At 66.9% G+C, this 26,242-nt stretch carries 21 protein-coding genes; 4 read left to right on the top strand and 17 right to left on the bottom strand.

The window, feature by feature from the left end:
• Window positions 1-2 precede the first annotated feature (2 nt).
• Window positions 3-269, bottom strand: a complete 267-nt coding sequence (locus RI03_RS07640) for a hypothetical protein (protein WP_010216359.1) — start codon at window positions 267-269, stop codon at window positions 3-5.
• Window positions 266-874, bottom strand: coding sequence for an arylesterase (locus RI03_RS07635; protein ID WP_010216357.1), 609 nt, complete (start codon window positions 872-874; stop codon window positions 266-268). The genes RI03_RS07640 and RI03_RS07635 overlap by 4 nt, the downstream gene beginning before the upstream one ends.
• A 44-nt stretch (window positions 875-918) precedes the next feature.
• Between RI03_RS07635 and RI03_RS07630 the strand changes: the two genes are divergently transcribed.
• The gene (locus RI03_RS07630) at window positions 919-1,623 is read left to right on the top strand and encodes an ABC transporter ATP-binding protein (protein ID WP_010216355.1); all 705 of its coding nucleotides are present in this window, start codon (window positions 919-921) and stop codon (window positions 1,621-1,623) included.
• Window positions 1,620-4,109 (top strand): ABC transporter permease, encoded by a 2,490-nt coding sequence (locus RI03_RS07625; RefSeq protein ID WP_010216353.1) that lies wholly within the window; start codon window positions 1,620-1,622, stop codon window positions 4,107-4,109. The genes RI03_RS07630 and RI03_RS07625 overlap by 4 nt, the downstream gene beginning before the upstream one ends.
• A gap of 196 nt (window positions 4,110-4,305) precedes the next feature.
• On the opposite strand, the gene RI03_RS07620 is transcribed toward RI03_RS07625, so the two are convergent.
• The 7 genes from RI03_RS07620 to RI03_RS07590 all read right to left on the bottom strand — a co-directional run bounded on the left by RI03_RS07620 (window position 4,306) and on the right by RI03_RS07590 (window position 11,981).
• On the bottom strand, window positions 4,306-4,638 hold the full coding sequence (locus RI03_RS07620; RefSeq protein ID WP_010163257.1) for a hypothetical protein: 333 nt from the start codon (window positions 4,636-4,638) through the stop codon (window positions 4,306-4,308).
• 12 nt (window positions 4,639-4,650) lie between these two features.
• On the bottom strand, window positions 4,651-6,162 hold the full coding sequence (locus RI03_RS07615; RefSeq protein ID WP_010216351.1) for a L,D-transpeptidase family protein: 1,512 nt from the start codon (window positions 6,160-6,162) through the stop codon (window positions 4,651-4,653).
• A gap of 125 nt (window positions 6,163-6,287) precedes the next feature.
• Window positions 6,288-7,007: a 4'-phosphopantetheinyl transferase family protein gene (locus RI03_RS07610; RefSeq protein WP_238542309.1), complete on the bottom strand. Its 720-nt coding sequence runs from the start codon at window positions 7,005-7,007 to the stop codon at window positions 6,288-6,290.
• Between the two features lie 14 nt (window positions 7,008-7,021).
• Window positions 7,022-7,219 (bottom strand): MbtH family protein, encoded by a 198-nt coding sequence (locus RI03_RS07605; protein WP_010216346.1) that lies wholly within the window; start codon window positions 7,217-7,219, stop codon window positions 7,022-7,024.
• On the bottom strand, window positions 7,216-8,112 hold the full coding sequence (locus RI03_RS07600) for a phosphopantetheine-binding protein (protein ID WP_170318356.1): 897 nt from the start codon (window positions 8,110-8,112) through the stop codon (window positions 7,216-7,218). The genes RI03_RS07605 and RI03_RS07600 overlap by 4 nt, the downstream gene beginning before the upstream one ends.
• Before the next feature lie 572 nt (window positions 8,113-8,684).
• Window positions 8,685-11,468, bottom strand: a complete 2,784-nt coding sequence (locus tag RI03_RS07595; protein WP_010216339.1) for a hypothetical protein — start codon at window positions 11,466-11,468, stop codon at window positions 8,685-8,687.
• Between the two features lie 87 nt (window positions 11,469-11,555).
• On the bottom strand, window positions 11,556-11,981 hold the full coding sequence (locus RI03_RS07590) for a flagellar biosynthesis repressor FlbT (RefSeq protein ID WP_010163245.1): 426 nt from the start codon (window positions 11,979-11,981) through the stop codon (window positions 11,556-11,558).
• A gap of 245 nt (window positions 11,982-12,226) precedes the next feature.
• On the opposite strand from RI03_RS07590, the gene RI03_RS07585 reads away from it, so the two are divergent.
• Window positions 12,227-13,048, top strand: coding sequence for a flagellin (locus tag RI03_RS07585; protein WP_026046539.1), 822 nt, complete (start codon window positions 12,227-12,229; stop codon window positions 13,046-13,048).
• A 169-nt stretch (window positions 13,049-13,217) separates the two neighbouring features.
• Here the strand turns inward: RI03_RS07585 and RI03_RS07580 are convergent, their stop codons facing one another.
• From RI03_RS07580 to RI03_RS07560, 5 genes are all read right to left on the bottom strand, one after another.
• Window positions 13,218-13,535 carry a cytochrome o ubiquinol oxidase subunit IV gene (locus tag RI03_RS07580; protein ID WP_010163241.1) on the bottom strand — a complete coding sequence of 106 codons (318 nt, stop codon included), beginning with the start codon at window positions 13,533-13,535 and terminating at the stop codon, window positions 13,218-13,220.
• Window positions 13,532-14,143: a cytochrome c oxidase subunit 3 gene (locus RI03_RS07575; RefSeq protein WP_010216337.1), complete on the bottom strand. Its 612-nt coding sequence runs from the start codon at window positions 14,141-14,143 to the stop codon at window positions 13,532-13,534. The genes RI03_RS07580 and RI03_RS07575 overlap by 4 nt, the downstream gene beginning before the upstream one ends.
• The gene (locus RI03_RS07570; protein WP_010216336.1) at window positions 14,140-16,227 is read right to left on the bottom strand and encodes a cbb3-type cytochrome c oxidase subunit I; all 2,088 of its coding nucleotides are present in this window, start codon (window positions 16,225-16,227) and stop codon (window positions 14,140-14,142) included. The genes RI03_RS07575 and RI03_RS07570 overlap by 4 nt, the downstream gene beginning before the upstream one ends.
• Window positions 16,224-17,108: a cytochrome o ubiquinol oxidase gene (locus tag RI03_RS07565; RefSeq protein WP_010216335.1), complete on the bottom strand. Its 885-nt coding sequence runs from the start codon at window positions 17,106-17,108 to the stop codon at window positions 16,224-16,226. The genes RI03_RS07570 and RI03_RS07565 overlap by 4 nt, the downstream gene beginning before the upstream one ends.
• 101 nt (window positions 17,109-17,209) lie before the next feature.
• On the bottom strand, window positions 17,210-20,041 hold the full coding sequence (locus RI03_RS07560) for a PAS domain-containing hybrid sensor histidine kinase/response regulator (RefSeq protein WP_010216334.1): 2,832 nt from the start codon (window positions 20,039-20,041) through the stop codon (window positions 17,210-17,212).
• Window positions 20,042-20,380: 339 nt separating this feature from the next.
• On the opposite strand from RI03_RS07560, the gene RI03_RS07555 reads away from it, so the two are divergent.
• The gene (locus RI03_RS07555; RefSeq protein WP_238542308.1) at window positions 20,381-22,861 is read left to right on the top strand and encodes a TonB-dependent receptor; all 2,481 of its coding nucleotides are present in this window, start codon (window positions 20,381-20,383) and stop codon (window positions 22,859-22,861) included.
• Window positions 22,862-22,925: 64 nt separating this feature from the next.
• On the opposite strand, the gene RI03_RS07550 is transcribed toward RI03_RS07555, so the two are convergent.
• From RI03_RS07550 to RI03_RS07540, 3 genes are read right to left on the bottom strand one after another with little or no spacing between them, the layout of a single operon-like run.
• On the bottom strand, window positions 22,926-24,059 hold the full coding sequence (locus RI03_RS07550; RefSeq protein ID WP_010216331.1) for a DUF3089 domain-containing protein: 1,134 nt from the start codon (window positions 24,057-24,059) through the stop codon (window positions 22,926-22,928).
• A 5-nt stretch (window positions 24,060-24,064) separates the two neighbouring features.
• Window positions 24,065-24,928, bottom strand: a complete 864-nt coding sequence (purU, locus tag RI03_RS07545) for a formyltetrahydrofolate deformylase (RefSeq protein ID WP_010216329.1) — start codon at window positions 24,926-24,928, stop codon at window positions 24,065-24,067.
• A complete protein-coding gene (locus tag RI03_RS07540; protein WP_010216327.1) occupies window positions 24,925-26,241 on the bottom strand; it encodes a spinster family MFS transporter in 1,317 nt (438 codons plus the stop codon). The genes purU and RI03_RS07540 overlap by 4 nt, the downstream gene beginning before the upstream one ends.
• Window position 26,242 lies beyond the last annotated feature (1 nt).

The raw sequence follows: 26,242 nt of genomic DNA, 5'->3' as shown, positions 1-26,242 counted from the left end.
TTTCAGTCGCCCTCGAAGCGCTCGGTCATTTCCATGAAATTGCGCGCCGCTGCCCGGTCGGCCTCGGCGGAAAAGGCAATGTCGAGATCGGGCGCGGCCCCCAGCATGAACAACAGCGTCCACAAACCGAAGCGCCGGTCGCGATCCTGTTCCAACCCGAAGTCGACTCGCATATGCTCGATCCCCGCGGTCATTGCCGCGGGGGTGACCCCGGCAAGATCGCTCGTGCCAAAGTAGCGGCGAAACTGGTCGTCGAGTTCCACCGTCATTTACTCCCGAGTGCGCGTTGAACAGTCGGCAGCATGCGGCGAACGATAATATCCACGCCAGGTGCGTTGGGATGCAGCCCGTCCGCCTGGAGCAGTCCGGGGTTGGCCGCGACACCGTCGAGGAAGAACGGATAGCGTGGCACCGCATGTTTCGCGGCGAGCGCCGGATACAGGCCGTCGAACGCGCGGACATAGTCGGGACCGAGGTTGGGCGCGGCGCGCATGCCCGCGAGCAGTACGGGAATCCGCCGGTTGTGCAATTCGGTCAGGATCGCATCGAGATTGGCGCGCGCCTGCGCGACCGGAAGCCCGCGCAGCATGTCGTTCGCACCGAGTTCGACGATCACCAGATCGAGCGGCGTCCCGAGCCCGCGCAACCCCCAGCGCAGCCGGGCGCGTGCCTGCGCGGCGGTGTCCCCCGCCACCCCGCCGTTGCGGACCGTCGCGGCGACCCCGGCCTTTCGCAGCGCGTCCTGCAGACGCGCGGGAAAGCCCGCCGCGGGCGGGAGGCCATAGCCCGCACTCAGGCTGTCGCCGAACGCCCAGATCACGGGCGCGCCGGGGCTGGCCTCCGCCATCGTCGGGAATACGACCGCCATGAGCATTGCGAGTTGGACAATTCCCCGCCGCCATCCATATCGCTTGAGGTATGGCCACTGCATCCCCCTCTGATAGCGTCCTGATCTCCGCGCGCAACGTGCGGCTATCACTGGGGCGCGGTGAATCGCGCGTCGAGATCCTGCGCGGGATCGACCTCAGCGTCGTCGCAGGCGAAAGCGTCGCGCTGCTCGGGCCGTCCGGGTCGGGCAAATCCTCGCTGATGGCGATCCTCGCCGGGCTCGAACGCCCGACCGATGGCAGCGTCGTGGTCGCAGGGCTCGAATTCTCGACGCTCGACGAGGATGCGCTGGCGGTCGCGCGGCGCGGGCGGATCGGGATCGTGCTGCAGGCCTTCCACTTGCTCCCGACGATGACCGCGCTCGAGAATGTCGCGGTACCGCTCGAACTTGGTGGCGCGCGCGACGCGTTCGATCGTGCCGCAACCGAACTGGCGGCGGTCGGGCTCGGGCATCGCACCGGCCATTACCCCGCGCAGCTTTCGGGCGGCGAGCAGCAACGCGTGGCGATCGCGCGCGCGCTGGTCACGCGTCCCGCGCTGATCTTCGCGGACGAACCTACCGGCAATCTCGACACGACGACCGGCGCCGCGATCATGGACCTGCTGTTCGAACGCCATGCCGCGAGCGGGACGACGCTGTTCGTCATCACGCACGATGCCTCGCTGGCCAGGCGGTGCGCGCGCGTGATCGACTTGGCGGATGGCCGGATCCTCAGCGACCGGCGCGCGGCTTGAGCATCGCTTGGCGTCTCGCGTGGCGGGATCTGCGGCGCGGTGGCCGCGGCTTGCTGCTGTTGGCGATCTGCCTGTTCCTGGGCACCGCCGCGCTCGCCGGGATCGGAAGCCTTGCCGCGAGCATGGTCGCAGCACTCGATGCCAATGCCCGGCAGAACCTCGGCGGCGATCTCGAGCTGACCGTATCGCAGCGACGCGCGACGGTTGCGGAACTGGCGGCGTTTGCGGAGGCCGGCCGCGTGTCCGAAGTCGTCTCGCTACGCGCGATGGCAGATGCCGGCGGGGCTTCGGCGCTGGTCGATCTGCGCGGCACCGATGCCGCCTGGCCGCTGGTCGGTGCGTTCCGATTGGCACCGGGGGCGCTTTCGAACCGACCGCATGGCCGCGAAGTCGCGATTGCCTCGGCGCTGGCGGATCGGCTCGGCCTGCGGCTGGGACAAGACGTGCGGCTCGGATCGACGCGCCTGCGACTGATCGGGATCATCGCGGCGGAGCCGGACCGGCTCGGCGCGGGCTTTGCGCTCGGGCCGCCCGCGTTGGTCGATCTGGCGGGGCTCGACGCAACCGCACTGCTCCAGCCGGGAAGCCTGTACGAAAGCCATTACCGCATCGCGCTGGCGCGCCCGGCGGAGGCCGCATCGATCCGAGATCGTCTGCTGGCGCGCTTTCCCGGCGCGGGCTGGTCCGGGCGGACCAGCGAGCGGGCGGCGGCTGGGTTACGGCGCGGGATTGATCAGTTCGGGCAGTTCCTGCTGCTCGTCGGGCTCGCCGCGCTGGCGATTGCCGGCGTTGGCGTGGGGAACGGCGTCGCGGCGTATCTGGCGGGGAAGACGCGGATCATCGCGACACTCAAGGTCCTGGGCGCGCGTTCGCGGACGATCGTTGCGATGTTCCTTGCGCAACTCGGGATCGTAGCGGCGGTCGGGATTACGGGCGGGCTGCTGGTCGGGGCCGCCGTGCCATGGATCGTGACCGCTTCCGTGGGCGCGGCATTGCCGGTGCCACCACGGCTCGCGCTTTACCCGGTACCGCTGGCGACGGCTGCGTTGCTCGCGTTGCTCGTGGCGTTGCTGTTCGCGGTGCCCGCACTTGCGCGCGCGCGCGTCGTGCCCGCCGCCACCCTGCTGCGCGATGCGCTGGCGACGCGGCGGCTGCCTTCGGTGGGGGTGATTCTGCTGATGGCGCTGCTGGTCGCCGCGCTGGTCGCGCTGGCGGTGCTGACGGCGTCGAACCGGCTGCTCGCGCTGGGTTTCGTCGCGTCGGTCAGCGCGCTGATCGTCGTGTTGTGGGGGGTTGGTCTCGGCATCCGCTGGATCGCGGCCCGGCTACCGCGCGCGCGCAATCCGTTGCTGCGGCTGGCGGTGGCGAACCTGCACCGACCGGGCGCGCAGACCGACCGGCTCGTGGTCGCGCTCGGACTCGGCTTTTCGCTGTTCGTCGCGCTGGCGGTTGTCGATGCGAGCCTGTCCGCCGAATTGCGCAATGCCGCGCCCGCCAAGGCCCCGCGCTTTTTCGCGATCGACCTCCAGCCCGAAGATGCGCCTGCCTTCGCGCGCGCCGTGCGAAGTGCGGCCCCGGCCGCGACGATCGAATCGCTGCCGTCGCTGCGCGGATCGATCAGCGCATTGCGGGGCGTACCGGTCGCGTCGCTGAAGACCCTGCCCGAGGGTGCCTGGATCCTGCGCGGGGACCGGACGCTGACCTGGTCGGCCGCGCTCCCCCCGCGGAACGAAGTGGTTGCGGGCAGATGGTGGCCGGCGGACTATCGCGGCCCGCCGCTCGTATCGCTCGAGGACAAGGCGGCGGCGGCGCTTGGCCTCAAGGTCGGCGACAGCATCACCGTGTCGGTCCTCGGCGTCGACGTGCCGGCGCGGATCGCGGCACTGCGCAAGATCGACTGGGGCGGGCTCGGGCTCAACTTCGCCATCGTCTTCTCGCCCGGCTATATCGAGGAAGCGCCGCACGGGCTGCTCGCCAGCGTCTACGCGCCCCCAGCCAGCGACGGCGCGATCGCGCGGCAGGTCGGTATGGCGCTTCCCTCGGTCACGCTGATCCGGGTCGGCGACGTGATCGGGCAATTGGGCGCGATCCTAAGTCAGGTCGCAATCGCGATCCGTGCTGCGGCAGCGGTGACGGTCGCGGCGGGGATCGCGGTGCTGATCGGCGCGGTGGCGGCATCGGGCCGCGCGCGGCGCTATGATGCGGTTGTGCTCAAGCTGCTCGGCGGAAGCCGTCGCCAGGTGCTCGGGGTGCAGGCGATCGAGTATGCGATCCTGTCCGTGATCCTCGCGCTGGTCGCGCTGACGATCGGCGCGGGGGCTGGCTGGTATGTCGTGACGCAGGTGCTGGCGATCGGCTGGGCACCCCGCTGGGACAGCGTTGCGATGACGCTTGCGGTTGCGAGCGTGACGACTTTGGGCGCGGGGACGCTGGGGAGCCTGCCCGCCTTGCGGGCGCGGCCGGCGGAAGCGCTGCGGGATTTCTGAGGTGAGGTTGGACTCCTGCAATCGCTTCCCCGGCGAAGGCGGGGGGTAAGTAGCGAGGCCACGGGTTGCAGGCGACTGCGTCTCGTTACCTCGGCCATTCCAACTAGTCCCTGGCCTTAGCCGGGGAAACAGTGCCAAAGACGCCCGACACTGCCATCCGGCAAATGGCCTGCCAAAGTCGACCGAGGAACAGCCGTTACTTCGCCTCGACCGGTTCCGCCGTATCCCCGGTATCGTTACGCGTGGCACGCGCCGTCATGCCAGAAGCGGACGCATCGTCCATCATCTGCTCGTCAGGCGCGGGTGCGGCGGCGGGCGGCGTATCGTCCGCGACCGTCGCGTTGGCGGTTTCGGTCGGCTCGGCCACCGGCGGGGCGGGTTCGGCCATCGGCGGGGCGAGATCCTCGTTCGCCATCGGCGAATCCTCGCTCATATTCTCCATCGGCGCGGGCTCTTCCGAGCGCGAGCAGGCACCGAGCCCCAAAGCCAGCAATGCGGCGGTGAGAGCGAAGGTCGTCTTGCGGGTCATCCTAGGGTCTCCTCAACGGGCCGCGAGCGTCTGGGTCTGGCGCGCCGACCGCGCCGTGATCTTGCTGGCGAGCGTACCATCCCATTTGTACGGATCGTCGCGGAAACTGACCTGCCCGCTCTGGTTCGCGAACGCGGTCCAGTACAGCAGATAGACCGCGACGGGCGCGGCGAGTTTCGCGCGAACCGTCTTGCCCGCCGCAACCGTGTCGTCGATCGCATGCGCCGACCATTCGGGCGTCGTGCTCATCAACTGCTTGGCGAGATCGCCCGGCTTTTCGAGCCGGACGCAACCGTGGCTGGCGAGCCGGTCGAACCGCGCGAACCCGGCCTGCGCCGGCGTATCGTGCAGATAGACCGCGAAGGGATTGGCGAAATCGAACTTGTAGCGACCGAGCGCACTGCGTTCGGATGCCTGCTGAAGCCGCTTGGTGCCATCACCATTGTCGATCACGCGGAAGCCGTTCCGCGCGAAATACCCCGGGTTTGCGCGCTCCTTCGGCCACAATTCCTTGGTCGCGATCGTCGAAGGAACGTTCCACGGCGGGTTGAGGACGATGCTGTGGATCTGCGAGACCAGCATCGGGGTTTCGTCGCCCGGGCGACCGGTGACAGCCTTCATCGACATGATCGGCGAGTCGCCGTTGAACAGCGTCAGCACCGCCGCCGCGATATTCACCTGGACCCGGTTCTGCTCGAGCACCGGCGGCAGCCAGCGCCACCGCTCCATGTTCGCCTTGATCTGTGCGATCCGCGCGTCGACGGGCACGTTGAGCGCGGCGATCGTCTGCGCGCCAGCGGTCCCGTTCGGGTTGAGGCCATAGCGCCGCTGCGCGCGCCGGAGCGCCTCGACCAGCGTGGTGTCGAACTTCTCGCCGCTTCCCTTGGCTGCGGGATCCTCGAGCGCAAGCCGCTTGCGCAGCGCGGTCACGCGCGCGCCCGTGGCCCCGAACCTGAGCTCCGGCCCGCCCGCGACCTGAGCCCAGCCGCCGTCGGTCGCAATCGCCCGATACCGCGCGAGACCGGCGACGAGTGTATCGTAACCGGCATAAGGTGGCGGCAACGACGCGATCCAGGCACTCAACCGGTCGCGATCGAGCGCGTCGCGCAAGGCGGGCAGCGGATCGTAGGCGACCGGGCGCATCGCCCAGTCGCGCTGGAAGTCGGCCTCGGCCAGCCGCCCCGAATGCACTGCGCGCGCGTGGTCGAGCGCAGCGCGGATCAGCCCGTCATTGTCATGCGGGACGGTGATCGCTTCGTCGCTCAGCCCCTGCGCAACCGAATCGCGGCGGATCAGGTCGCCGAGTTGCTTTGCCTGCGCGGCACTCAGCGTCGGCAATACGATTTCGGGCGGGATTGCCTGCACCGTGGCGGGCGCCGGCGCGACGATGGGTGGCGGGAGGATCGACACGGGCGGCGCATTCTGCGCGTGGAGCGAAACGGGGACGAGGCAGACGCCCACCGCGGCATAGCGCGCGATCGTCCGTGCGATCCGGGAATGGGCAGATTCTGTGAGGCGCTTCATGGTCATAGCCAATGCCCCTAACACGGCATCGGCATGCTCTGCATCGCCTATTTGGGGTCTTCGGTCGATCCGGCGCACCCCGCCGCCGAAGACGCCACCAACGGCGTGCAACGAACGAAGCTATTTCAATCGCATCGCTCGCTCGAATGGCCGGGGGCCTCCCCCAGATGGATCGCGAGCGCCGCGAAATGCCCCCTTGAGTAGCACAGATCGCTTATCTGCCACGGGTCCCCCCACGCCGCTATCTCGACCAGTGTGCGTTCGTCGCCCAGGGTGTCGAACCGCCGCAGATCCTCAGACAGCCCGCGCCCCGCCGCCTTCACCAGCGCTTCCTTGCGAGTCCATAGCTGGAAGAAGCGCGCGGTCCGTTCCGGCTCCGTCACCGCTAGCATCCAGTCGCGCTCGTGATGGCCAAAGACCTGCTCCGCGATCCGCTCCTTCTCCGCGACCGGGCGCACCCGCTCGAGATCGATCCCAAGCGGTGCCCCGCCAATCGCGAGCAGCGCGGAACCCCCGCTCCGCGAGAAATTGAAGTGCCGGCGACTCGCTGCGAGTTCCGGTTTGCCATAGGCATTCGTCTGCAATCGAAGGGCTTCCGGGTCTTCGTTGCCGTCCGCCGCCAGCAGCAGGCGCAGGACGGCGCGACCGACGACGAAGCGATTCCGGTCGCAGTCATAGCGGAAGCTTGCCGCCCGCGCCCGCTCGAGGGGATTCAGCACCTCGGACAGGCGCGCGATATCCTCCGGCGGGCGGTCCAGTTCGATCCGCCACAGCCGGACGACATGCAAGCTGCCGGACAGTCGGACCGCCCTCCCTGCAAGCGAGAATGTTTCAACGCCTGCCACGTCTCGAAGCGCGCTCAGCCTTGCGCCCGGCGCAGGCTGAGCGGGCGCATGTCGGTCCACACCGTTTCGATATGGGCAAGGCAGTCCGCCTTGCTCCCCTCCTTGCCGACCGTGTGCCATCCCGCCGGCACGGCACGATCCACCGGCCAGATGGAGAATTGTTCCTCATCGTTTGCGACCACCTGATAGGGCGTGTCCGCTTCCTCGGTCATCGGATAGTGCCTTTCTGCGATAGGGGAAGAACGGCAGAAGGCGGCGCCGCTCCGTCCGGGTCTGCGTCCTCCAGCGCGTCGAACGCGTGTAACAAGGCGTCTGCCTCCTCGTCGGACAGCGCGGCGAGCTGTTGCTCGACCACCGCCACCGCCATTTGCGCAATGGTCGGGTGCTCGAACAGCGCGCGCACCGGAACGTCGAGGTCGAACGCCTCGCGGACTCGCGTGATGACCTGCATCGCGGTCAGCGAATGACCGCCGAGTTCGAAGAAATCGTCCTCGACCCCAATGTCGGGGAGCTTAAGCACCTGCCCCCAAATCCCCTGCAACACCGCTTCGATCTCGTTTGCCGGGGCTCGGAACGCGCGGTCCAGGTCGGGACGCACAGCGCCGGGATCGGGGAGCCGTCGGCGGTCGACCTTGCCGGTCGCACCGAGCGGGAACGTGTCGAGGCAGACGAACTGCGTTGGGATCATATGGCCGGGCAAGTTTCGCGCCAGAAACGCGCGCAGGCCGTTCGTGTCGACGGCAGCGCCCGCGCGGGGACGGACATATCCAACTAGGTGAAGTTCGCTGCCGCTCCCGCGCGGTTGCACGACCGCCTCCGCAACATCGGGGTGTTCCGACAGCGCGGCCTCGATCTCCCCCAGCTCGACGCGAAACCCGCGGATCTTGATCTGATCGTCGTTGCGACCGAGGTATTCGATCGTGCCGTCCGGCCGCACCCGCGCGCGATCCCCCGTCCGATACAGCCGCGCGCCCGGCGCGTCTGACCAAGCATCAGGCAGGAACCGCTCGGCGGTGAGCGCGGGACGCTTCTCGTATCCCCGCGCGATCGCCAGCCCCCCTGCGTACAGATCGCCAGCCACCCCGATGGGAACAGGCTGAAGCATCGAATCGAGCAGGATGACGGCAGCAGCGCGATCTCCACCGACTGGAACAGGCTCCGCGCGAGGCTGGCGCTGGACGCCGTCGGAAGCGGATGTTGCGCCCGGATTCCATCGAGGACGGCAAGGCCCTGCAGGTCGTAATAATTCTCGGCGATGACCCCCCGGTCGTTCCGGTACACCGCGCCGTCCTCGCTCAACTTCGGCATGTCGACGACAGAATCCGCTTCGCGCTCCATGGATCATCCCCCGATCGAACCGACCCGGCGCGCCTGTCCCGTCGTCTGTCGACGGTCGCGCGGGCCATCCCGTTTCCCGGGGCAATCAATGCGGCGGACGCGGTGGCAATGCCACGAACGACGCAACCATAAGCGATCTTGTCGCGGACCGGCGATTGCCCGCAGCGGCAAAATCGACCCGGCGGGGTCGGCAAACACGGGGTGCGCCTGCGACCGAAACGCGGTTTCTCCGGCACTTGCAGGCGGCGCGGGCCGCCGACGCGGCAACGGATACTGCAACCAAAGCGGGTGCGATCGATCGGTCCGCATCCGACGAGCGCAGCCCGTGCGCCGTTCGGTTCAGTACCTCTGGCCGAACACCGTCAGCGTCAGGTCCGGTTTCTGCGTCGTGGTCGTAAGCGACACGCTCCCGATCCGGTCGAGCGCCGCCTGGTAACTCGCCGCCTGCGCCGACGCGCGCGCCACTGCCGCCTTGCTTGTCGCCCCCGCACTCGTGCCGCCGTTCGCAAGCGCCGCCTTGGTCGAATCCCAATAAAGCGATCGATAGCCGGTCTGCGTGACGGACATCGCCTGAGTTACCGCATTGAGGGCAATCCCGGCATCCTGCGCGGTCGCAAGCGACAGGCTGGTCGACAGCCCGAGCCCGAACCGACCGCCGGGCGACACCTTGGGTGCGCCGGCCGGGCGGACCGGCGCCTGCGACAGGATCTGCGCGTCGATCCCGAGCTTGGCGAGCGCGTCCTGCCCGGGTGGCCCCGCGATCAGCTCGATCGTCGCGCCGCCCCGCGCGGTGATCTGGAACGCGCGGCCATCGCCCTTGATCGTACTCGCGACGGTCGCCTTGCCCCCGGTGAGCAGGCTCAGCCGACTGGCGAGCGACGCGACGGTGTCGTTCGGCCCGATCGTCAGCTTGATCGCCGCGCCGCGATTGATGCGGATCGAGACGCTGTCGCCAACCTTGACGCTCGTCTGCGTAACGAGGTTCGCGGAGACGTCCGGCGTGACCAGCCCGCGGCTGAGCCCGAGCGCGTCCAGCACCGTATCCCCGTTCGGCGCAGCCGCGACGCGGACCGCACCGACGTGAGTCCCGACCGCGCCGAACTGTTCGACGGCCGAGACCGTCCCCGTCGCGGTATCGATCCGTCCGATGAAGCCATCGACCGGCCCGCGTTGCGTCGTGCCCAACGTACCGCTGGTCCGCCCGCCGACGTACAACGTGTCGCCGAGGAACCCGAGGCTATCGACCCGGTCGTCCCCCGTGGTGGCGAGATACGTCGTGGAGACGCTGCCCAAATCGGCACTGATCCGCGCGACGAAGCCGTCGCGCCCGCCAACGGGCACGTTGACCTGATCGCCGCCGAGCACGCCCAGGGTCGCTCCGCCGACCGCGATCAGCCCGTCCGCACCGATCGCCAAGGCGCTGCCCTGCGTCGTGCCAAGCCGGACGGTCCCGCCCTGCGGTTCGAGCGATGGGCCGTCGAACTGCTGCACCACGCTGGCCTCGCCCTGCTGGCTGAGGGCAACGAGCTGGCCCGCTGGATCGACCGCGAGCGCGGTGACCGAATCGTCGCCGCCGCTGTCGAGCGTCCGGTACTGCGCGAGCGTGCCGTTCGGATGGAGCCGCGCGAGATACCCGTCGCCGCCATCGCGCGACGTGCGACCGCCGAGGAAGATCGTCCCGTCCGCGGCCACCGCGACCGCGCGCGCGCTGTCGAACGACCCGGCGCGCAGCTGCTGGGACATCTGTTGATCGCCGTTGGAGGCAAAGCGCGCGACCGTCATCGCGCTCCCCCCCGCGGGATCCGCCACCGTCCCCGCCACGACGATCCCGCCATCCGGCGCGAGCGCAAGCGCGGCGCCCTGCGACGCGCCCGCGGTGCCCAGCCCGCGTTGCCACAAGACGGTCCCGCCGCTGTCGCGCTTGGTGACGAACAGCATGTCGGTGCCGTTCGACAGCACGCTGCCGAGATCCCCGCGCGTCGTCCCGAGGACATAGGTCGCGCCCTGCGGATCGACCACGACCGCGCTGGCGGTGGTCGCTGCGGCAATCACCGGCGGTGGTGGTGCTACCGGGCGCGGTTTCCCCGGCACGGGTTTGACGACCGGGGTCGGACGCAAGGCAGCGGTCGCGCTTGCCCCCCGGTCGACCGCCGCGATCGTGCCGTCGAGCCGCTGCGCGATCGCGCCATCCGGCGCGTCGAAGCGCAGCATCTGGACCTTGGTCGCCGCGCTGGCTCCGGTCATGTCTGCCGCAACGACAAGTGTCGTAGGCGCGCCCGGCTGATCGATCGTGATCCGCTCGTTCCCGGTTCGGTCGATCGTCAGGCCCCAGGCGTCCCCGGTCTTGGACGCGTGAACCTTGACGTCCCACTGCGGAACCGGATTGCCCGATGCGTCGAGTTTCACCGCACCATCCGCGTCGCGCGCCGGAATGGCGGCGATCGCACTGGTGATCGCGGTGGCGATGCCGTCTAGCGTCGGCGGTTGCGGCGCTTGCGACAGGTCGACCTCGACGACGTCCTGATGATCCCGCTGCGCCAGCGTGATGCGGAGCCGCTCGGTCCCCGCGACACCGGGCAGCGCAGCGGCGCGGTCGGCGACGACGCCCTTCCCGACGATCGCGGGGAGCACTGGCGGCCCACCGATCGCAACGCTTTCCGCCCGGGTGCGCGGCTGGTCGAAGGCAAGTTGCAACTGGGCGCCGGCTGTCGATCCCAGATACGCCTGCAGATCCTTGAGGCCGCGCCCGAAACAGTCCTGATAGAGCGTGCGCTGCGCGTCGCTCGCGCCGCTATTTGCCGCAGCCTGCGCAAGCACGCGGAGCCGGTCGAGCGCCTTGTAGGTGGTGAAATCGGTCTGCACATCGTGCGGCAGCGCCCCGGTTGCGGCGTGCATGTCGATGACGGATGCCATCGCCTGGACTGCGGCGACCGAGGGCGACGGCACGCGCGCTTGCGTCCAGGGGGCGGTGGTGGCCGGCGTCCTGAACTGCGCGTGCGCGAGGCGCTGCGCGTTGGTTTCGCTCGCGGGCGCGGTCGTCGCGGTCGGACCGTAAAGGGCAAACGCGTTCGTCCCCGCCAGGAGGCTCAGGCCGGCCAGGCCATTGGAGATATCCGCGGCCATCGCATGTCACTCCGGATCACGACCCTTCTGGGTCAGATCCCATCGTAGCGCGCGCGCCGGGTATCCGGTCGCCGACGGGCGCTTTATTCAGTGCGTCGCCTCCACCCGCTCCGCCACTGCCGCCGGATCCCGCGCCAGCGCGACTGCCTCGTAAGCGATCAGCTCGCGGCAAATCCCGAGCGCCCGGTAGAAATCCCCCGCTGCGATATGCCGCGCAAAAGCGACGCACAGCGCCTTGGCCTCGTCCGCTTCGATCGCGCCGAGCAGCGCATGAAGCAGCAGGACGACCTGATCCTGATAGCGTTCGCGCGCGCTCTCCTCGACATAGGCCATCATTGCCGCGAAATAGAGCCGCCGGGCCGGGGTATTGGCCTCGTCCGGCCCCATGATCTCGCTTTCGCGCAGCACCGCCGCGTGATTCTCGATCGCCAGCCGGGTCCGCCCGAGCGCGACCAGCACCGCGCCGTTGACGACGACCTTCTCCCCGTCCCGCAACCAGATCTTGAGCGCCACCGTGTCTCTCCCTTGCACCTGTGGCCATCGTAGATCGCGCAAGCGCCAGCCGGTCGGCACCCGGCAAATTTTGCCGCATGCGACGTTTGCGATGCCTTAACCGTGAAAAAGTTCGGCGCCCGAAACCGCCCCGCGAGGCGCGTTTCTACAAATGCAGCATGCCCCGCCAATCGCGGAGCATCGCGCGGGCCAGCGCTCTGGCCCCGGCTGCAGAAGCAGCCGTTGTTTGAGAAGGAATGTACATCATGGTTATGTCGGTCAATACCAACACCGCCGCTCTCACCGCGCTGCAGAATCTGAGCATGACGAGCACCGAGCTCGCCTCGACCCAGAAGCGGATCAGCACTGGCCTCAAGGTCTCCTCGACCAAGGACGATTCGGCTTCCTACACCATCGCGCAGACGCTGCGCGGCGATGTCGGCAAGCTCGCATCGGTCGGGTCGTCGCTGAGCCGCGCCAAGAGCACGGTCGACGTGGCGGTTGCGGGGACGCAGCAGATTTCCGATCTGGTCAACCAGATGGCCGCAAAGGCCACGTCGGCATCGGACGCGGGTCTCGACACCAACAGCCGCGATGCGATGGGTAAGGACTTCGACGCGCTGAAGCAGCAGATCCAGTCGATCATCGACTCGTCCAGCTTCAACGGCACCAACCTGCTGAAGGGCAGCGGTGGCAGCGTCAGCGCGCTGCAGTCCACCGATACCAGCGCAGCAACGCTCGATGTCGCGAACCAGGACTTCGACACGGGTGTCGTCACGGCAATCGGTTCCACGTTCACGGACGCCGCAACGGCCAAGACGATGGTCGACACGCTGAAGGACGTCTCGACGACGATCAACTCGAGCCTCAGCACGCTGGGTTCGGCATCGCGCAAGATCGACGGTCAGTCGAGCTTCGTGAACAGCCTGTCGGACGTGATCACCAGCGGCATCGGTAACCTCGTCGATGCGGATCTGTCGAAGGAATCGGCGAACCTGCAGGCGTTGCAGGTCAAGCAGCAGCTTGGCGTGCAGGCGCTGTCGATCGCCAACCAGGCACCGCAGAGCATCACCTCGCTGTTTCGCTAAGGTGAAGCGCCGGCGGCGGCGGGATGACCGTCGCCGGCGTCGCACGGGTGCTAAAGGATCGTCGGTGCCAGCCCCCCTCTAGGCACCGGCGTTACGACAGGGGTCGATACGGACGCTCCCTTGACCGTGTCGGCCCCTGTCGCTTCGTTCGTTCGGGCGACGCGCGCGGCTACATCATCCGCCCGCGCAGGTTGAGCAGCACGACGAACGTCCCGCCGACCATCATCACGATGATCAGCGTGGAGAACAGGATCAACTGGAGATCGTGCCGCGACGCGCGCTGCATCGTGATGTGCAGGAAGCAGCGGAAGTGGACGATCGCCTGGACGAGCGCGAGCGCGAGCACAACGCCGAACGTCGTCGCAGCCCCGAACGACGGCCACACCACCATTCCGAACGCCGCGCAGGTGAGCACGAGCGCAAGCGCGTAGCCGACCGCATAGTTGCGCAGCTCGGTCCGCCGTTCGCTCGCCTGTTTGTCGGTCATGCGATCCGTCCCCCCAGATAGACGATCGAGAAGATCGCGATCCACACCACGTCGAGGAAATGCCAGAACAGCCCCAGCCGCATCAGGTTGAGCTTCACCCGCTGATCAAGCCCGATGAACCCGAGTTGCAGGATCATCACCACCAGCCAGAAGCAGCCGATCGCGACGTGGAGCCCGTGCAGCGGCACCAGCGCGAAGAACGCCGAGAGGAACCCGCTCCGCATCGGCCAGGCGTGATGCGCGAACATCTCCGCAAAGTCCTTCAGCTCGAGCGCGAGGAACACCAGACCGAGTCCGAGCGTCGCGACCAGCCAGCCGAACAGCACGCGGCGCGGCTCGCCATATTTCATCGCGACCGACGCGCGTCCGAAGGTCGCGCTGCTGGTCAGCAGCAGCAGCGTCTCGACGAAGGTCGGGAGCAGCTTGAACGCGCTCCCCGCGGTCGGTCCGCCGGCGGTGGCGGCGGTCATCGTGCCGTAGGTCGCGAACAGCAACGCGAAAATCACCGCGTCGCTCATCAGGAACATCCAGAAGCCGAACAAAGCGGTGTCTTCTTCGTCCTCCTCCGCGTCCGGGCGGTCGGCGGCCGGCATCGTACGCTCGCTCATCGGTCTGCCAGCCCCTGATTGTCGCGCGTCATCTCGCGCTGGCGCGGCACGGCTCGCGCCTCTGCGAGCGCAGCGCGCCAGCGGCGGTCCTCGCGGGCGACTTCCACCGCATGCAGTACGCGATGCTGGTTCCGCCCGAAACTGCGGACGACCAGCGCCGCGACCGTGACCATCGCTGCCAGCACCGCAAGCCACCAGATATGCCAGATCAGCCCGAACGCTGAGACTGCCGCGAATACCCCGATCGCGACCCCGGTCGCGCTGTTGCGGGGAATGACGATGTCCTCATACCCATAGGGTTCGGCATATGGGGGATCGAGCCCCTCGTCGTGCTTGCGGTTGTAGAACTCGTCCTGCTGGCCGACCTGCGGCAGTCGCGCGAAATTATACTCCGGCGGCGGTGCCGCGATCGACCATTCGAGCGAGCGCCCGTCCCACGGGTCGCCTGCATAGACGCGCGTGAGCTCGCGGTCGCGGATGCTGACGACGAGCTGCACCGCGAGCGACCCGAGCGCGCAGAACAGCACGCCCGCGCCCGCCATCGCGACATACAGCCACGGCCGGAACGCGGGATCGAAGATCTCGTGCGTCCGCCGCGCCATCCCGCTCGCGCCGAGGACGTAGAGCGGCATGAAGGCGAGGTAGAAACCCAGCAGCCAGCAGCCGAACGCGATCCGCCCCCAGCGTTCGTCGAGCCGGAAGCCGAACGCCTTGGGGAACCAGTAATGATAGCCCGCGAGCATCCCGTAGAGCAGCCCCGGGATCAGCATGTTGTGGAAATGCGCGACGAGGAACAGCGTATTGTGCACCAGATAGTCGAGCGGCGGCATCGCCAGCAGGATGCCGGTGAACCCGCCGAGCACGAAGGTCATCATGAACGCGAGCGCATAGAGCATCGGCACGGTGAAGCGGACCTCGCCGCGGAACATCGTCCAGATCCAGTCGTAGATCTTGACCCCCGTCGGCACCCCGATCGTCATCGTCGCGATCCCGAACACCGCGTTGAGATTGGCGCTCTGTCCCATCGTGAAGAAGTGGTGGACCCAGACGGTGAAGCTGAGGACCGCGATCGCCATCGTCGCCAGCACCAGCGAGGTGTAGCCGTACAGGTCCTTGGTCGAGAAGGTCGACACGACCTCGGAATAGACCCCGAACGCGGGGAGGATCAGGATGTAGACCTCGGGATGTCCGAACAGCCAGAAGAGGTTGGCGTAGTTCATCATGTTCCCACCGAGATCGTTGGTGAACAGATGGAACCCGAGATAGCGGTCGAGCGCGAGCAGCGCTGTCGCCACCGTCAGCGGCGGCATTGCGAAGATCATCAGGATCGCGGTGCACAGGCTGGTCCAGCAGAAGAGAGGGAGCCGCATCCACTCCATCCCCGGCGCGCGCTTCTTGTAGAGCGTGCACGCGATGTTGATCCCCGCCATGGTTGACCCGATCGACCCGAGCGACACTGCCCAGATCCAGTAGTCCGGCCCGACATCGGGGCTGAACGCAGTCTCGGTATAAGGCGGATAGCCCGTCCACCCCCCGGTCGAGAACTGCCCGACGACGAGCGACGCCATCATCAGCCCCGCCCCCCCGCCGGTCAGCCACAAGGCAACCGAATTGGCCCAGGGAAACGCCATGTCGCGCGCGCCGATCTGGAGCGGCATGACGAAGTTTATGAGGCCGGTCAGGAACGGCATCGCCATGAAGAAGATCATGATCGACCCGTGCGTGCTGAACAGTTCGCCGAAATGGTCGGGCGTGAGGAAGCCCGGATTGTTGATCGCGACCGCCTGCTGCCCGCGCATCAGCACCGCCTCGACCAGCGCCCGCGACAGCATGACGAAGGCGAGCGCGATGTACATGATCCCGATTTTCTTGTGATCGAGGCTGGTGAGCCATTCCGACCACAGATACCGCCACTTGCCATAGCGCGTCAGCAGCAGCGCAACCACGATCGCGCCGACGACGACAAGCCCGCCGGCAAAGGCGCCGACCAGTTCGCTCGCGCTCGGGTTCTCGAACGCGCGGACGAACGGCAGGTCGCGCCAGGCGAACCGCCCGAGCAGGAGCGGCCAGACGGGGGTGTTCATCGTGCGTCCTTCGGCTTCATCGGCATTCCGCTGGTTTGCGCCAGAACGCGCTGGAACATGCCCGGCTGGACCGCCCCGAAGAACAGCGGCCGGGGCGCGGCCGCGCGCTGCGACAGGGCGTGCCAGACGGTCTGGTCGAGGATCTGCGGCGCGGCGTGCATCCGCCCGAGCCAAGCCTGATACCCGTTGCCGCGCAGCGCCAGCACCGTGAACTTCTGCCGCGCGAAACCGGCACCGTTATATTGCGTGTTCTGTCCAAGATACTGACCGGGCCGCGATGCGGCGACGTTGAGCTCGGTCGTCATCCCCGCCATCGCGTAGATCTGCCCGGCAAGCTGCGGGATCAGCAGCGACTGCATCACGGTCCCGCTGGTCAGCCGGATATGGACCGGACGACCGACCGGGATCGCGAGCTGGTTGACCGTCGCCACGCCTTCGTCGGGATAGATAAACACCCACTTCCAGTCGAGCGCGACCGCCTCGACCTCGATCGGCGGGCCGCCGGCGAGCTTGCGATAGGGATCGTCGACGTGAGTCCAGGTCCACAGCAGGACCGCGAGACCGATCACGATCCCGGTCGGCGGGATCCAGATCAACCCCTCGACCCACCACGAGAAATTCCATTTGGGCTTGTACGAGTCCGCCGCATTGCCGAGCCGGTAATGCCACGCGAACAACGGCGTCAGCAGCAGCACCGGCCCCGCGACGAACAGCAGTACGATCGACACGATGATGAACAGATGCCGCTCATCCGCCGCGACCGGCCCCGCCGCATTGAGGAAACCGTGCTCGAGCGCGCTGCACCCGCACAGCGCGAACGCGAGCGACAGCGCTGCGAGCCGCGCCGCCCCCGGCATCCGGACCTGTTCCCGGCGGATCATCCTCTACGCAATTCCCTCGCCGCCGGACGACGCGCCCGGCAAAGACGCGGTCCTCTAGCGCCATCGCGGGGGAGATGTCGACGGATTGTAAGGTTTTATGTCTAAGTCATGACCTGAGAGAGAGCGACCGCGAGTTCAGCGCCACGAAACGGCTTGGCCAGTCGCGTCAGGTCGGACGCGACATCGTCCAGATCGGCATAACCCGACACGAGCAGAACCGGGAGCGCGGGCCACCGGGTCCGGACCGTCCGGGCAAGTTCGGCCCCGGTCATGCCCGGCATCAGATGATCGGTGACGACGACGCCGTAAGAAGCATCGTTGGACAACAGCACCAGCGCGTCCTCCGCCGACCCGGCCTCGGTGACCGTATAGCCAAGCTCGGCGAGCATGTTGCTCGTGCTCAGCCGCACGAGCGGCTCGTCGTCGACCAGCAGAACGCGTGATGGCGAGGTGCTCGCAGGCCGCACCTCGACAGACGGCACCGAAGCTTCTTCGGGCGGAGCGACCGCGCTCACCGGCAGCCAGAGTTCGATCGTCGTGCCGGCTCCAAGCGCACTCTTGATCGTCAGCGCGCCGCCGAGCTGCGCCGCCAGCCCATGCACCATCGACAAACCGAGCCCGGTTCCCTTGCCGATCCCCTTGGTCGAAAAGAACGGCTCGATCGCGCGGGACCGCGTCGCAGCGTCCATCCCCTGCCCCGAGTCCACGATCGACACCCGGATATAGGCCCCCGGGGAAAGCGCGGTCGGATGATCCGGGCCGACTGCTTCCTGCTCCGCGATCAGCCGCAACGTCCCCCCATCCGGCATCGCGTCACGCGCGTTGACCGCGAGATTGAGCAGCGCCATCTCGAGCTGGTTGGCATCCGCGCGCGCCGGCGGCAGACCCGGCGCAAGCGCCGTACGAACGTCGATCGCGGGGCCGAGCGTGCTTTCGATCAGCCCCGACATCCCGTCGATCAGCGCACCGACATCGACCGGCACGGGGTGCAACGGTTGACGCCGCGCGAAGGCCAGCAACCGCTGGACCAGCGTCTTGGCGCGTTCGGCCGACTGGAGCGCACCGTCGATCAACCGTTGCTCGCGCTCGCCGCCGATCCCGCGGCGGATCAACAGGTCGAGCGACCCGACAATCGGCGTCAGCAGATTGTTGAAATCGTGCGCGACGCCGCCGGTCAGCTGGCCCATCGCCTCCATCTTCTGACTTTGTCGGAGGGCGTCTTCAGCCTCGCTCAACCGCTGCTGATCGCGGATGCGCTGTGTCACGTCGGTGACGAACTGGTAGCATCCGACGGGCGTGCCCTGCGCATCGCGCAGCGTGCGGAACTTGACCTCATACGAGGGCCGGTCGCGGTCTGTGGCACCGTGCTGGGTCACCACCGTGATTTCCTCGCCCTGCAGGCCGCGCCCCCAGGTCGAACGGACGACCGCCTGTTCTTCGGGAAGGTGCGACAGGAGATCGAGCATGTTGTCGCCGACCACGGGGCGCACGCCATAGATCCGTTCGAACTCGTCCGCATTGGCGCGGTTGATCGCCATGACATTGTAGTCGAGGTCGCTGACCAGGATCATCACGTCGGTACTCTCGACGATCTTGGCGAGCACGTTGCGCTCGGCGGTCCGCTCCTCGACCCGGCTCTCCAGCGTCTCGTTGAGTTCGCGCAGCGCGAGGTCCGCCCGCCGACGATCGGTGATATCGTTGAACAGCACCGCCACGCGATTCTGTTCGAGCGCGCCGCTGCGATAGGCGTGCACCTCATACCAGCGGCCGAACACACTTGCTTCGCTTTCGAATTGGACCGGCTCGCCGGTCCGCGCGACCTGACCGTACGTCTCGAACCAATATGGCTCGAGACCGGGCGCAAGCTCGCTGATCCAGCGGCCCGACGCGCCGATCAACCCGGTCTGGCGTTCGAATGCCGAATTCGCCTCCACGATCCGATAATCGACCGGGCAATCCGCCGCGTCAAACCGCAGTTCGATGATGCAGAACCCCGAATCGATCGCCTCGAACAGCGTGCGGTAGCGTTGCTCGCTCTCGCGCTGGTCGATCTCGGCCCGGACCCGGTCGGTGACGTCGTAGCCCCCGATGAAGATCCCGGTCACCGCATTCGCGTCGTCGCGGATCGGTTCGAACAGGATATCGATGAAGCGTTCGCCGCCGACGCGATCGAACCTGACCACCATCGCGCGCTCGAAAAAGGGCGTCCCGGTGCGATAGACGTCATCGAGCAACCCGATGATCCGGCGGTCGGCAAGGCTGGAGTACAGCTCGCCGACAGTCCGCCCGATGAAGTCGTGCGGACCGGATAGGTCGACATAGGCGTCGTTGACATAACTGAAGCGATGCTCCGGGCCGGATAGCATCGCAGCGAAGCCCGGCATCTGCTGCAACATGCGCCGCTGGCGTTCGCGCTCGGCCACCGCCTCGCCCTTCGCCAGTACTGCCGGGGTGGCGTCGCTTGCCACGTTGAGCATGCCGACGATCCGCCCGTCATCGTCGCGCGCCGGGCTGTAGCAGAAATTCCACCACGTCTCTTCGGGATAGCCGTTGCGGTGCATGACGAGGTGAAACTCCTCGAACCGCACCGCCTCGCCCGCAAGCGCCCGATCGATCAAGGGCGCAATGTCATTCCAGACGTCGGACCAGACGTCGGCCATCGGACATCCAAGCGCGGCGGGATGCCTCTGCCCCAGGAACGGTGCGTATGCATCGTTGTACAGCAAGGTCAGGCCCGGCCCCCAGCACAGGCACATGGCCTGGCGCGAGTCGAGCATCAGCAGTACGGTCGTCCGGAGCGCTTGCGACCATCCGCTGACCGCACCGAGTGGCGTATTGGTCCAGTCGACCCGCTCAGCCAAAGCCTCGAGGGGTGCCGGCAGCGACACCTGTCGGGCGCCGCGGCGTGCGCTCGCGGCATCTTCCGTTCTCATCGTCGATCGCGACTCGTCACCGCTTCCTGCACCCCTGCGGCTATTGGAAAGACGCGTGTTGGTAGCGAAATCATTTGAACGCGTCACGCCGCCATGACGCAGCGTGTCGATCGCGCAGACGGAACGGCCCGCATTATTTGTGACGGGCGAGCATCAAACCATATCGCCAGGATCGCAAAATAGCATATGGGCATGCCAATATTGTGTTTCACGGCCTAACGAAATTCATCCAGCCTTCATGATCACCGGGTGCTCGCCACGATGTGCGACGCGCAAAACGCGCGCCATCACCTCGGCCCCCGGCATGTCGGCGACTATCAATCGACCTTGGGGGGTAAGATGACGTCACTGCGTACCAAGCCATATCTGTCCGGCGCACGCTGGTTCGGGTCCGCCGCATTTGCGGCGCTGATCGCCTCCACGAGCGCGCACGCGCAATCCGCGCCGCCCGCCGATGGCGCCGCCACGCCGAGTTCCGAACTCACCGACATCGTCGTCACCGCCAACCGCTCGGGCGCGCAATCGCTGCAGAACGTCCCGATCGCAGTGTCGGTGGTGAACGTCGACCAGATCACCAAGTCGGGCCAAGGCAACCTCTCCGATCTCGCAAAGTTCACGCCCTCGCTGGCGATCACCGAAGGCGCGCCGGGGTTCAACAAGTTCAACATGCGCGGGCTCGCGACCGGGCCGTATCGCACGTCGGACACGTCGGACCGCTCGCTGGTCGCCGTGTATCTCGATGATACGCCGATCTCGGTGCAGGGCCAGACCCCCGATCTCAAGGTCTATGATCTCGAGCGCGTCGAGATTTTGCGCGGGCCGCAGGGGACGTTGTTCGGTGCGGGATCGATGGCGGGGACGATCCGCTTCGTCACCGCAAAACCCAGCCTGACCAAGGCGTTCGGCACCGCCGAGGCGGGCGTGGTGTTCACCGAACATGGCGAGCCGGGGTTCAATTTCCGCGGGATGCTCAACCTGCCGCTGGTTGCGGACACGCTGGCGCTGCGCACCAATTTCTATGTCGGGCGCGATGGCGGGTTCATCGACAATATCGGGCTGCGCAACAAGAAGGACGCCAACCGCAACAGCACTTATCAAGGGCGCGCCGCGTTGCGCTGGACGCCGGACGCCGCGCTGACCGTCGACGCCTCGATCACCTACGAGCGCAGCATCGCCAACGGTCTCAACTCGGCGTTCGATGGCCTCAAGAACTATACCGTGCTGACCAACGGCCCCGAAGGCACCGACGACCGCTTCCGGCTCTACACGCTGGGGGCCGACTATGACGCCGGGTTCGCCCACGTCATCGTGACGGGTGCCTATACCGACCGCGCGATCGGCTTCGATGCGAGCCTAGAACCGCAGATCGGCTATTTCTTCCAGGATTATGGGTCGGCACTGACGCCGAAGACCAACACCTATCCGCTGTTCGAGGCACCCACCGCGTACAGCGACACACTCGCGCGTCAGATTCCGGCCGAATTGTACCAGATCGACCAGAAGATTAAGGACTATATGATCGAAGGTCGGCTGGTGTCCAAGCCGGGCGGCCCGGTGACGTGGACGGTCGGCGCATTCTACGAGAAGCAGAAGCGCAACCTGCGACAGGATATCCCGGTCGCCGGGTTCGACACGCTGTCCTACCAGAATTTCTTCTATGGCCCTTACAAGACGCCGAACGGTCTCTACAATTCCCAGACCGTCGACGCCGCCTTCCAGCCGAACGACATCTTCTCCGGCTTGCAAAATACCAACGAGCATCAGTTCGCCGCTTATGCCGACGGGACGTGGCACGCGACCGACAAGCTCGATCTGACCGCGGGCTTGCGCTACTTCAACTTCAAGGAACGATATTATCTGTTCGAAAGCGGCGTCTACGGAGTCATCGACAACACGCCGCTGACGACCAATGCGACGCTCAAGTCGAACGGCGTCAATCCGCGCGCGAACATCTCCTACCATGTCGACCCCGACTTCATGGTCTATGCCGAAGCCGCCAAGGGCTTCCGCTATGGCGGCGGCAACCAGCCGGTGCCGCTTGCGACGAGCTTCCCCGCGACCGGCGGGACGATCGCGCAGCAATGCACGCGCCAGCTTGGCGGCTATGGCTATAGCGCCGCGCCGCTCACGTTCGGGCCGGACAAGCTGTGGAACTACACGATCGGCGAAAAGGCGAAGTTCGCCGGCGGGCGCGTGACGCTCAACGCCAGCGCCTATTACATCGACTGGCGCGACGTGCAGACCCGGTTGCGGCTCGATTGCTCGTATTTCTTCACAGACAACAAGGGCCGCGTGACCAGCAAGGGCGTCGAGCTCGAGACGATGGTCAAGGCGACACCCGAAATCACCCTCTCGGCGAGCGGGTCGTACAATGATTCGAAGGCGAATGGCGACATTCCGACCGTCGGCGCGTTCGATGGCGACCGCACGCCCTATTACCCGCGCTGGACCGGCAATCTTCAGCTTTTCTACGATCGTCCGGTCGGCGATGGCGCGCTGCACGTCCAGACTGGCTATCAATATCAGTCGTCGCAGAACACCAACTTCAACCAGTTCAGCACGGTCATCACCAACGGCGTACTGACCCGCAACGGGTTGAACCAGAGCTTCGCGACGATTCCCGAATCGCACAATCTGAGCGCTGCGGTGACGTACAACATCGGCCAGTTCGAGTTCGGCGTATACGGCAACAACCTCGCCAACGGCGTCCGCGTGACCGACATCGCGCGCGCGACCTATTATCAGGTCTATCAGGCGGGTAGCCGCGTGACGGTCGCGCGGCCGCGCACGATCGGTCTGCGCGGGAAGGTCAGCTTCTAGGGCGGTTCCGGGCTGATCTACGACAGCCTCCCCGGCGAAGGCCGGGGAGGCTCCGAAGATCTCGTTACCCCGCCTTGTTCCCGGCGCGGCGCGCATACGCACGCCGCTGCCGCCGAACCACCTCGAGCAAATCGCCCTGGACGATCGCCATGTCGACGACGTGGAACCCCCAGTCGGGATACGCCGCATCGCCGATCGTCGCGGTGCCGGCGATGGCCTCGGCAAGGCCCGGTGCGGATCCGGGTCCGACCGTCACCGAAAGATACGACACCGCGCCAACGGTGGTGCAGGCGCCCGACAGCAATCCCGGCATCGCGACAAAGCGCGTGGTAATCGGCCTCCCGGCAACGCTCCATCCCGCCGACGGCGGCGCATATTGCGCGACTCCGCCCTTCCACCACGGTGCACCGAACCGTGCATCCAGCGGTGCGACACCGCCCGCCAGCCGCGCCGGGTTGGTGCACCCCGCGATAAGCCCCGCACGTCGCGATGAGCCAAACAGCGCGTTCGCAGGCGGCGGCGTGCCGGCGCGATAGCTCGCCCAGGTGACGACGCACCCGATCTGCCCGTCGCTGCGGCACAACGGCACCGCCCGGAAGCTCCCGCCGACATCGCGCCCGGTCGGCACGAGCACGGCAGTGCCCGGCAGGATCGCGGACAGCATCCGGCGCTGGACGGGTTTGCCGTCGATCTCCTCTTCGACGAGCCGCTTGAGCAGCAACGATCCCTGGCTGTGCCCGACCAGCACGAACGGCCGCCCGCGATTGTCGTGCGCCAGATACTGCTTCCACGCGGCCCGAACATCACCATACGCCAGGTTGAAATCGCCCGGAATCCCGCCGCCGCCAAGGCCCTTGCGCAGCGCGGTCAACGTCACCTGCCGGTACAGCGGCGCAAAGGTCCGGCACACGCTGCGGAAGGGCGCGAACTGCGCTTCGGTGATCCCGCGTTCGGTGCGATCGGGCTCCAGATCGCTGTTTCCACCGGGGTCGAGCGACACCGTCGGATAGACATAGAAGCAATCGACGTCAGCCGGTCGCCGCGTCGGCGCACGCTCGACCCGCGGTTGTCCGGTGGCGTCGACACGCGTGACCGACAGGTTGGCTGCGCAGACGTCGGTCCGGCCCGGCCGGCATAGCCAGGCGTCCCCGCGCGCATAGTCGACCGGTGTGGCAGCAAGAGCGAGCGCGAGCAGCATGACCGTCAGTCCCTGAACACCACGGTGCGCGCGCCGTTCATAAGCACCCGCCCCGCCAGATGCAATCCAACCGCGCGCGACAGCACCCGTCGCTCGATATCGCGGCCCTTGCGGACCAGATCGTCGGGTGTGTCGGCGTGGCTGATCCGCTCGACATCCTGCTCGATGATCGGGCCTTCGTCGAGATCCGCGGTGACATAATGTGCGGTCGCGCCGATCACCTTCACGCCGCGCGCATGCGCCTGATGGTAAGGTTTGGCGCCCTTGAAGCCGGGCAGGAAGCTGTGATGGATGTTGATGCACTTGCCTGACAGCGCGGTCGCAAGATCGTCCGACAGGATCTGCATGTAACGCGCCAGCACGACAAGATCGGCGCGGGTTTCGTTGCGCAATGCGAGGATCCGCGCCTCCTGCGCCGGCTTGGTCGCGGCGGTGACGGGGAGATGATGGAACGGGATCGCGCCAAGATCCGGATTGCCAAGGGCTTCGCGCGCATGGTTCGAGACGATCGCGACGACGTCCATGTCGAGTTCGCCGATCCGCTGGCGATAGAGCAGGTCGACGAGGCAGTGATCGAACTTGGAGACGAGGATCAGCACACGCTGCCGCGCGGTGCGCGGGCGGAGTTTCAGGTCCATCTCGTAGGAACCGGCCAGGGCGTCAAAGCCCGCCGCAAGCCGTTCGGTTTCCATCGGATCCGCCAATACGAAGCTCGTCCGTAGAAAGAAGCGGTCACTGTCCGGGTCGGTATATTGGCTCGATTCGAGGATATTGCCGCCGCACGCATGGATATGTGCCGACACCGCCGCAACCAGCCCGGGACGGTCCGGGCAGGATAGGATCAGGATGAACTGCGCCGCACCGCTCATGCCTCGAACGCCGGCGTCTTGCCCGGAAAGCCGAGCCGCACGTCGTCGCTGTCATAGGTCCGCACGCTGGTGAGATAATGATAGCCCGCCCAGAAGCCGGTAAGCGACAACGCAAGCAACGCATAGCGCAGCGATTCCGCGTTGCTCCCGAGCCGTACCGCGAGCGTATCGCTGATCCAGCCGACCGCCGTCGGCGCGATGATGAGGTTGCAGACGTTCGCGGCCAGCAGGCTGATCGCCATCCCCTGCGCGCGCATCGTCGGCGGCAGGAAGTTGAGCAGCAACGCCATCGTCGGCCCCATATAAAGGTAGACGCACGGGATCACGAGCCACAGCATGATCGTCGCGACGCGGAGCGAATGCGTCCAGAAGATCACGAACGACGGGATCGTCGAGAGGATCGTGATTCCTGCCAGAAACCACGCGATCCGTTTGGCATCCTGCATCTGCGGCAAGGCGAGCAAGGCGCCGGTCGCCACCGTCGCGAGCGTTCCCGCCCAGAAATAGATCGTCCCCAGCCGCGCGCCCGCGTCCGACGTGGACAGGCCGTAAGCGCGCTCGAAATAGGTCTGCATCCAGAACAGCATCCCCCAGCCCCACAGACAGATCACCGCGCCCGCCGCGTTGATGTGCCACGCCGAGCGCTGGCTCCACAGGAAGCGGCACGTTTCGCCGAACGTGGCGGCCGGTTCGCTGGTCTCGGTGACGAGCTCGAACCGCCCGCGGATCGGCTCGCGCACGGTCAGCAGGATGATCGCGCCGAACACCACGCCGGGGACGCCGAGCGCGATGAACGCCGCGCGCCAGCTGTGGAAATGATCGACGATCGCCCCCGCGACGCTCGACCCGAGCCACGCGCCGAGTGGAAGACCCAGCGCCCACAGCGTCAGCGCGTATGCACGTCGCCCGCGCGGGAAATTGTCCGCGATGATCGAGGTCGAGGGCGGCGTGCATCCCGCCTCGCCGATCCCGACCCCGATCCGCGCGAGCAGGAACTGCCAGAAATTCTGCGTCATCCCGAGCAGCGCGGTCATCCCCGACCAGGTGATCAGCGCGAGCGCGACGATATTGCGGCGGTTCGCACGGTCGGCATAGCGCGCGATCGGGAGCCCGGCGAAGATGTAGAAGATGGCGAGCGACACGCCGGTCAGCCAGCCGACCCCGGTATCGCTCAGCCCGAACTCCTTGCGGATCGGCTCGAGCACGGTCGAGACGACGTAGCGGTCGGCGATGTTGAGGGCGTAGACGAGAGCGAGGATCGTGACGACATACCAGCGTGCCGGGGACAGGGTTGGTCGCGTCTCGGTCGTCAAA

Origin of the sequence: Sphingomonas sp. PAMC 26621 (assembly GCF_000251145.1) — a bacterium.
GTDB lineage: Bacteria > Pseudomonadota > Alphaproteobacteria > Sphingomonadales > Sphingomonadaceae > Sphingomonas.
This window is presented reverse-complemented; position numbering and strand designations above follow the sequence as displayed.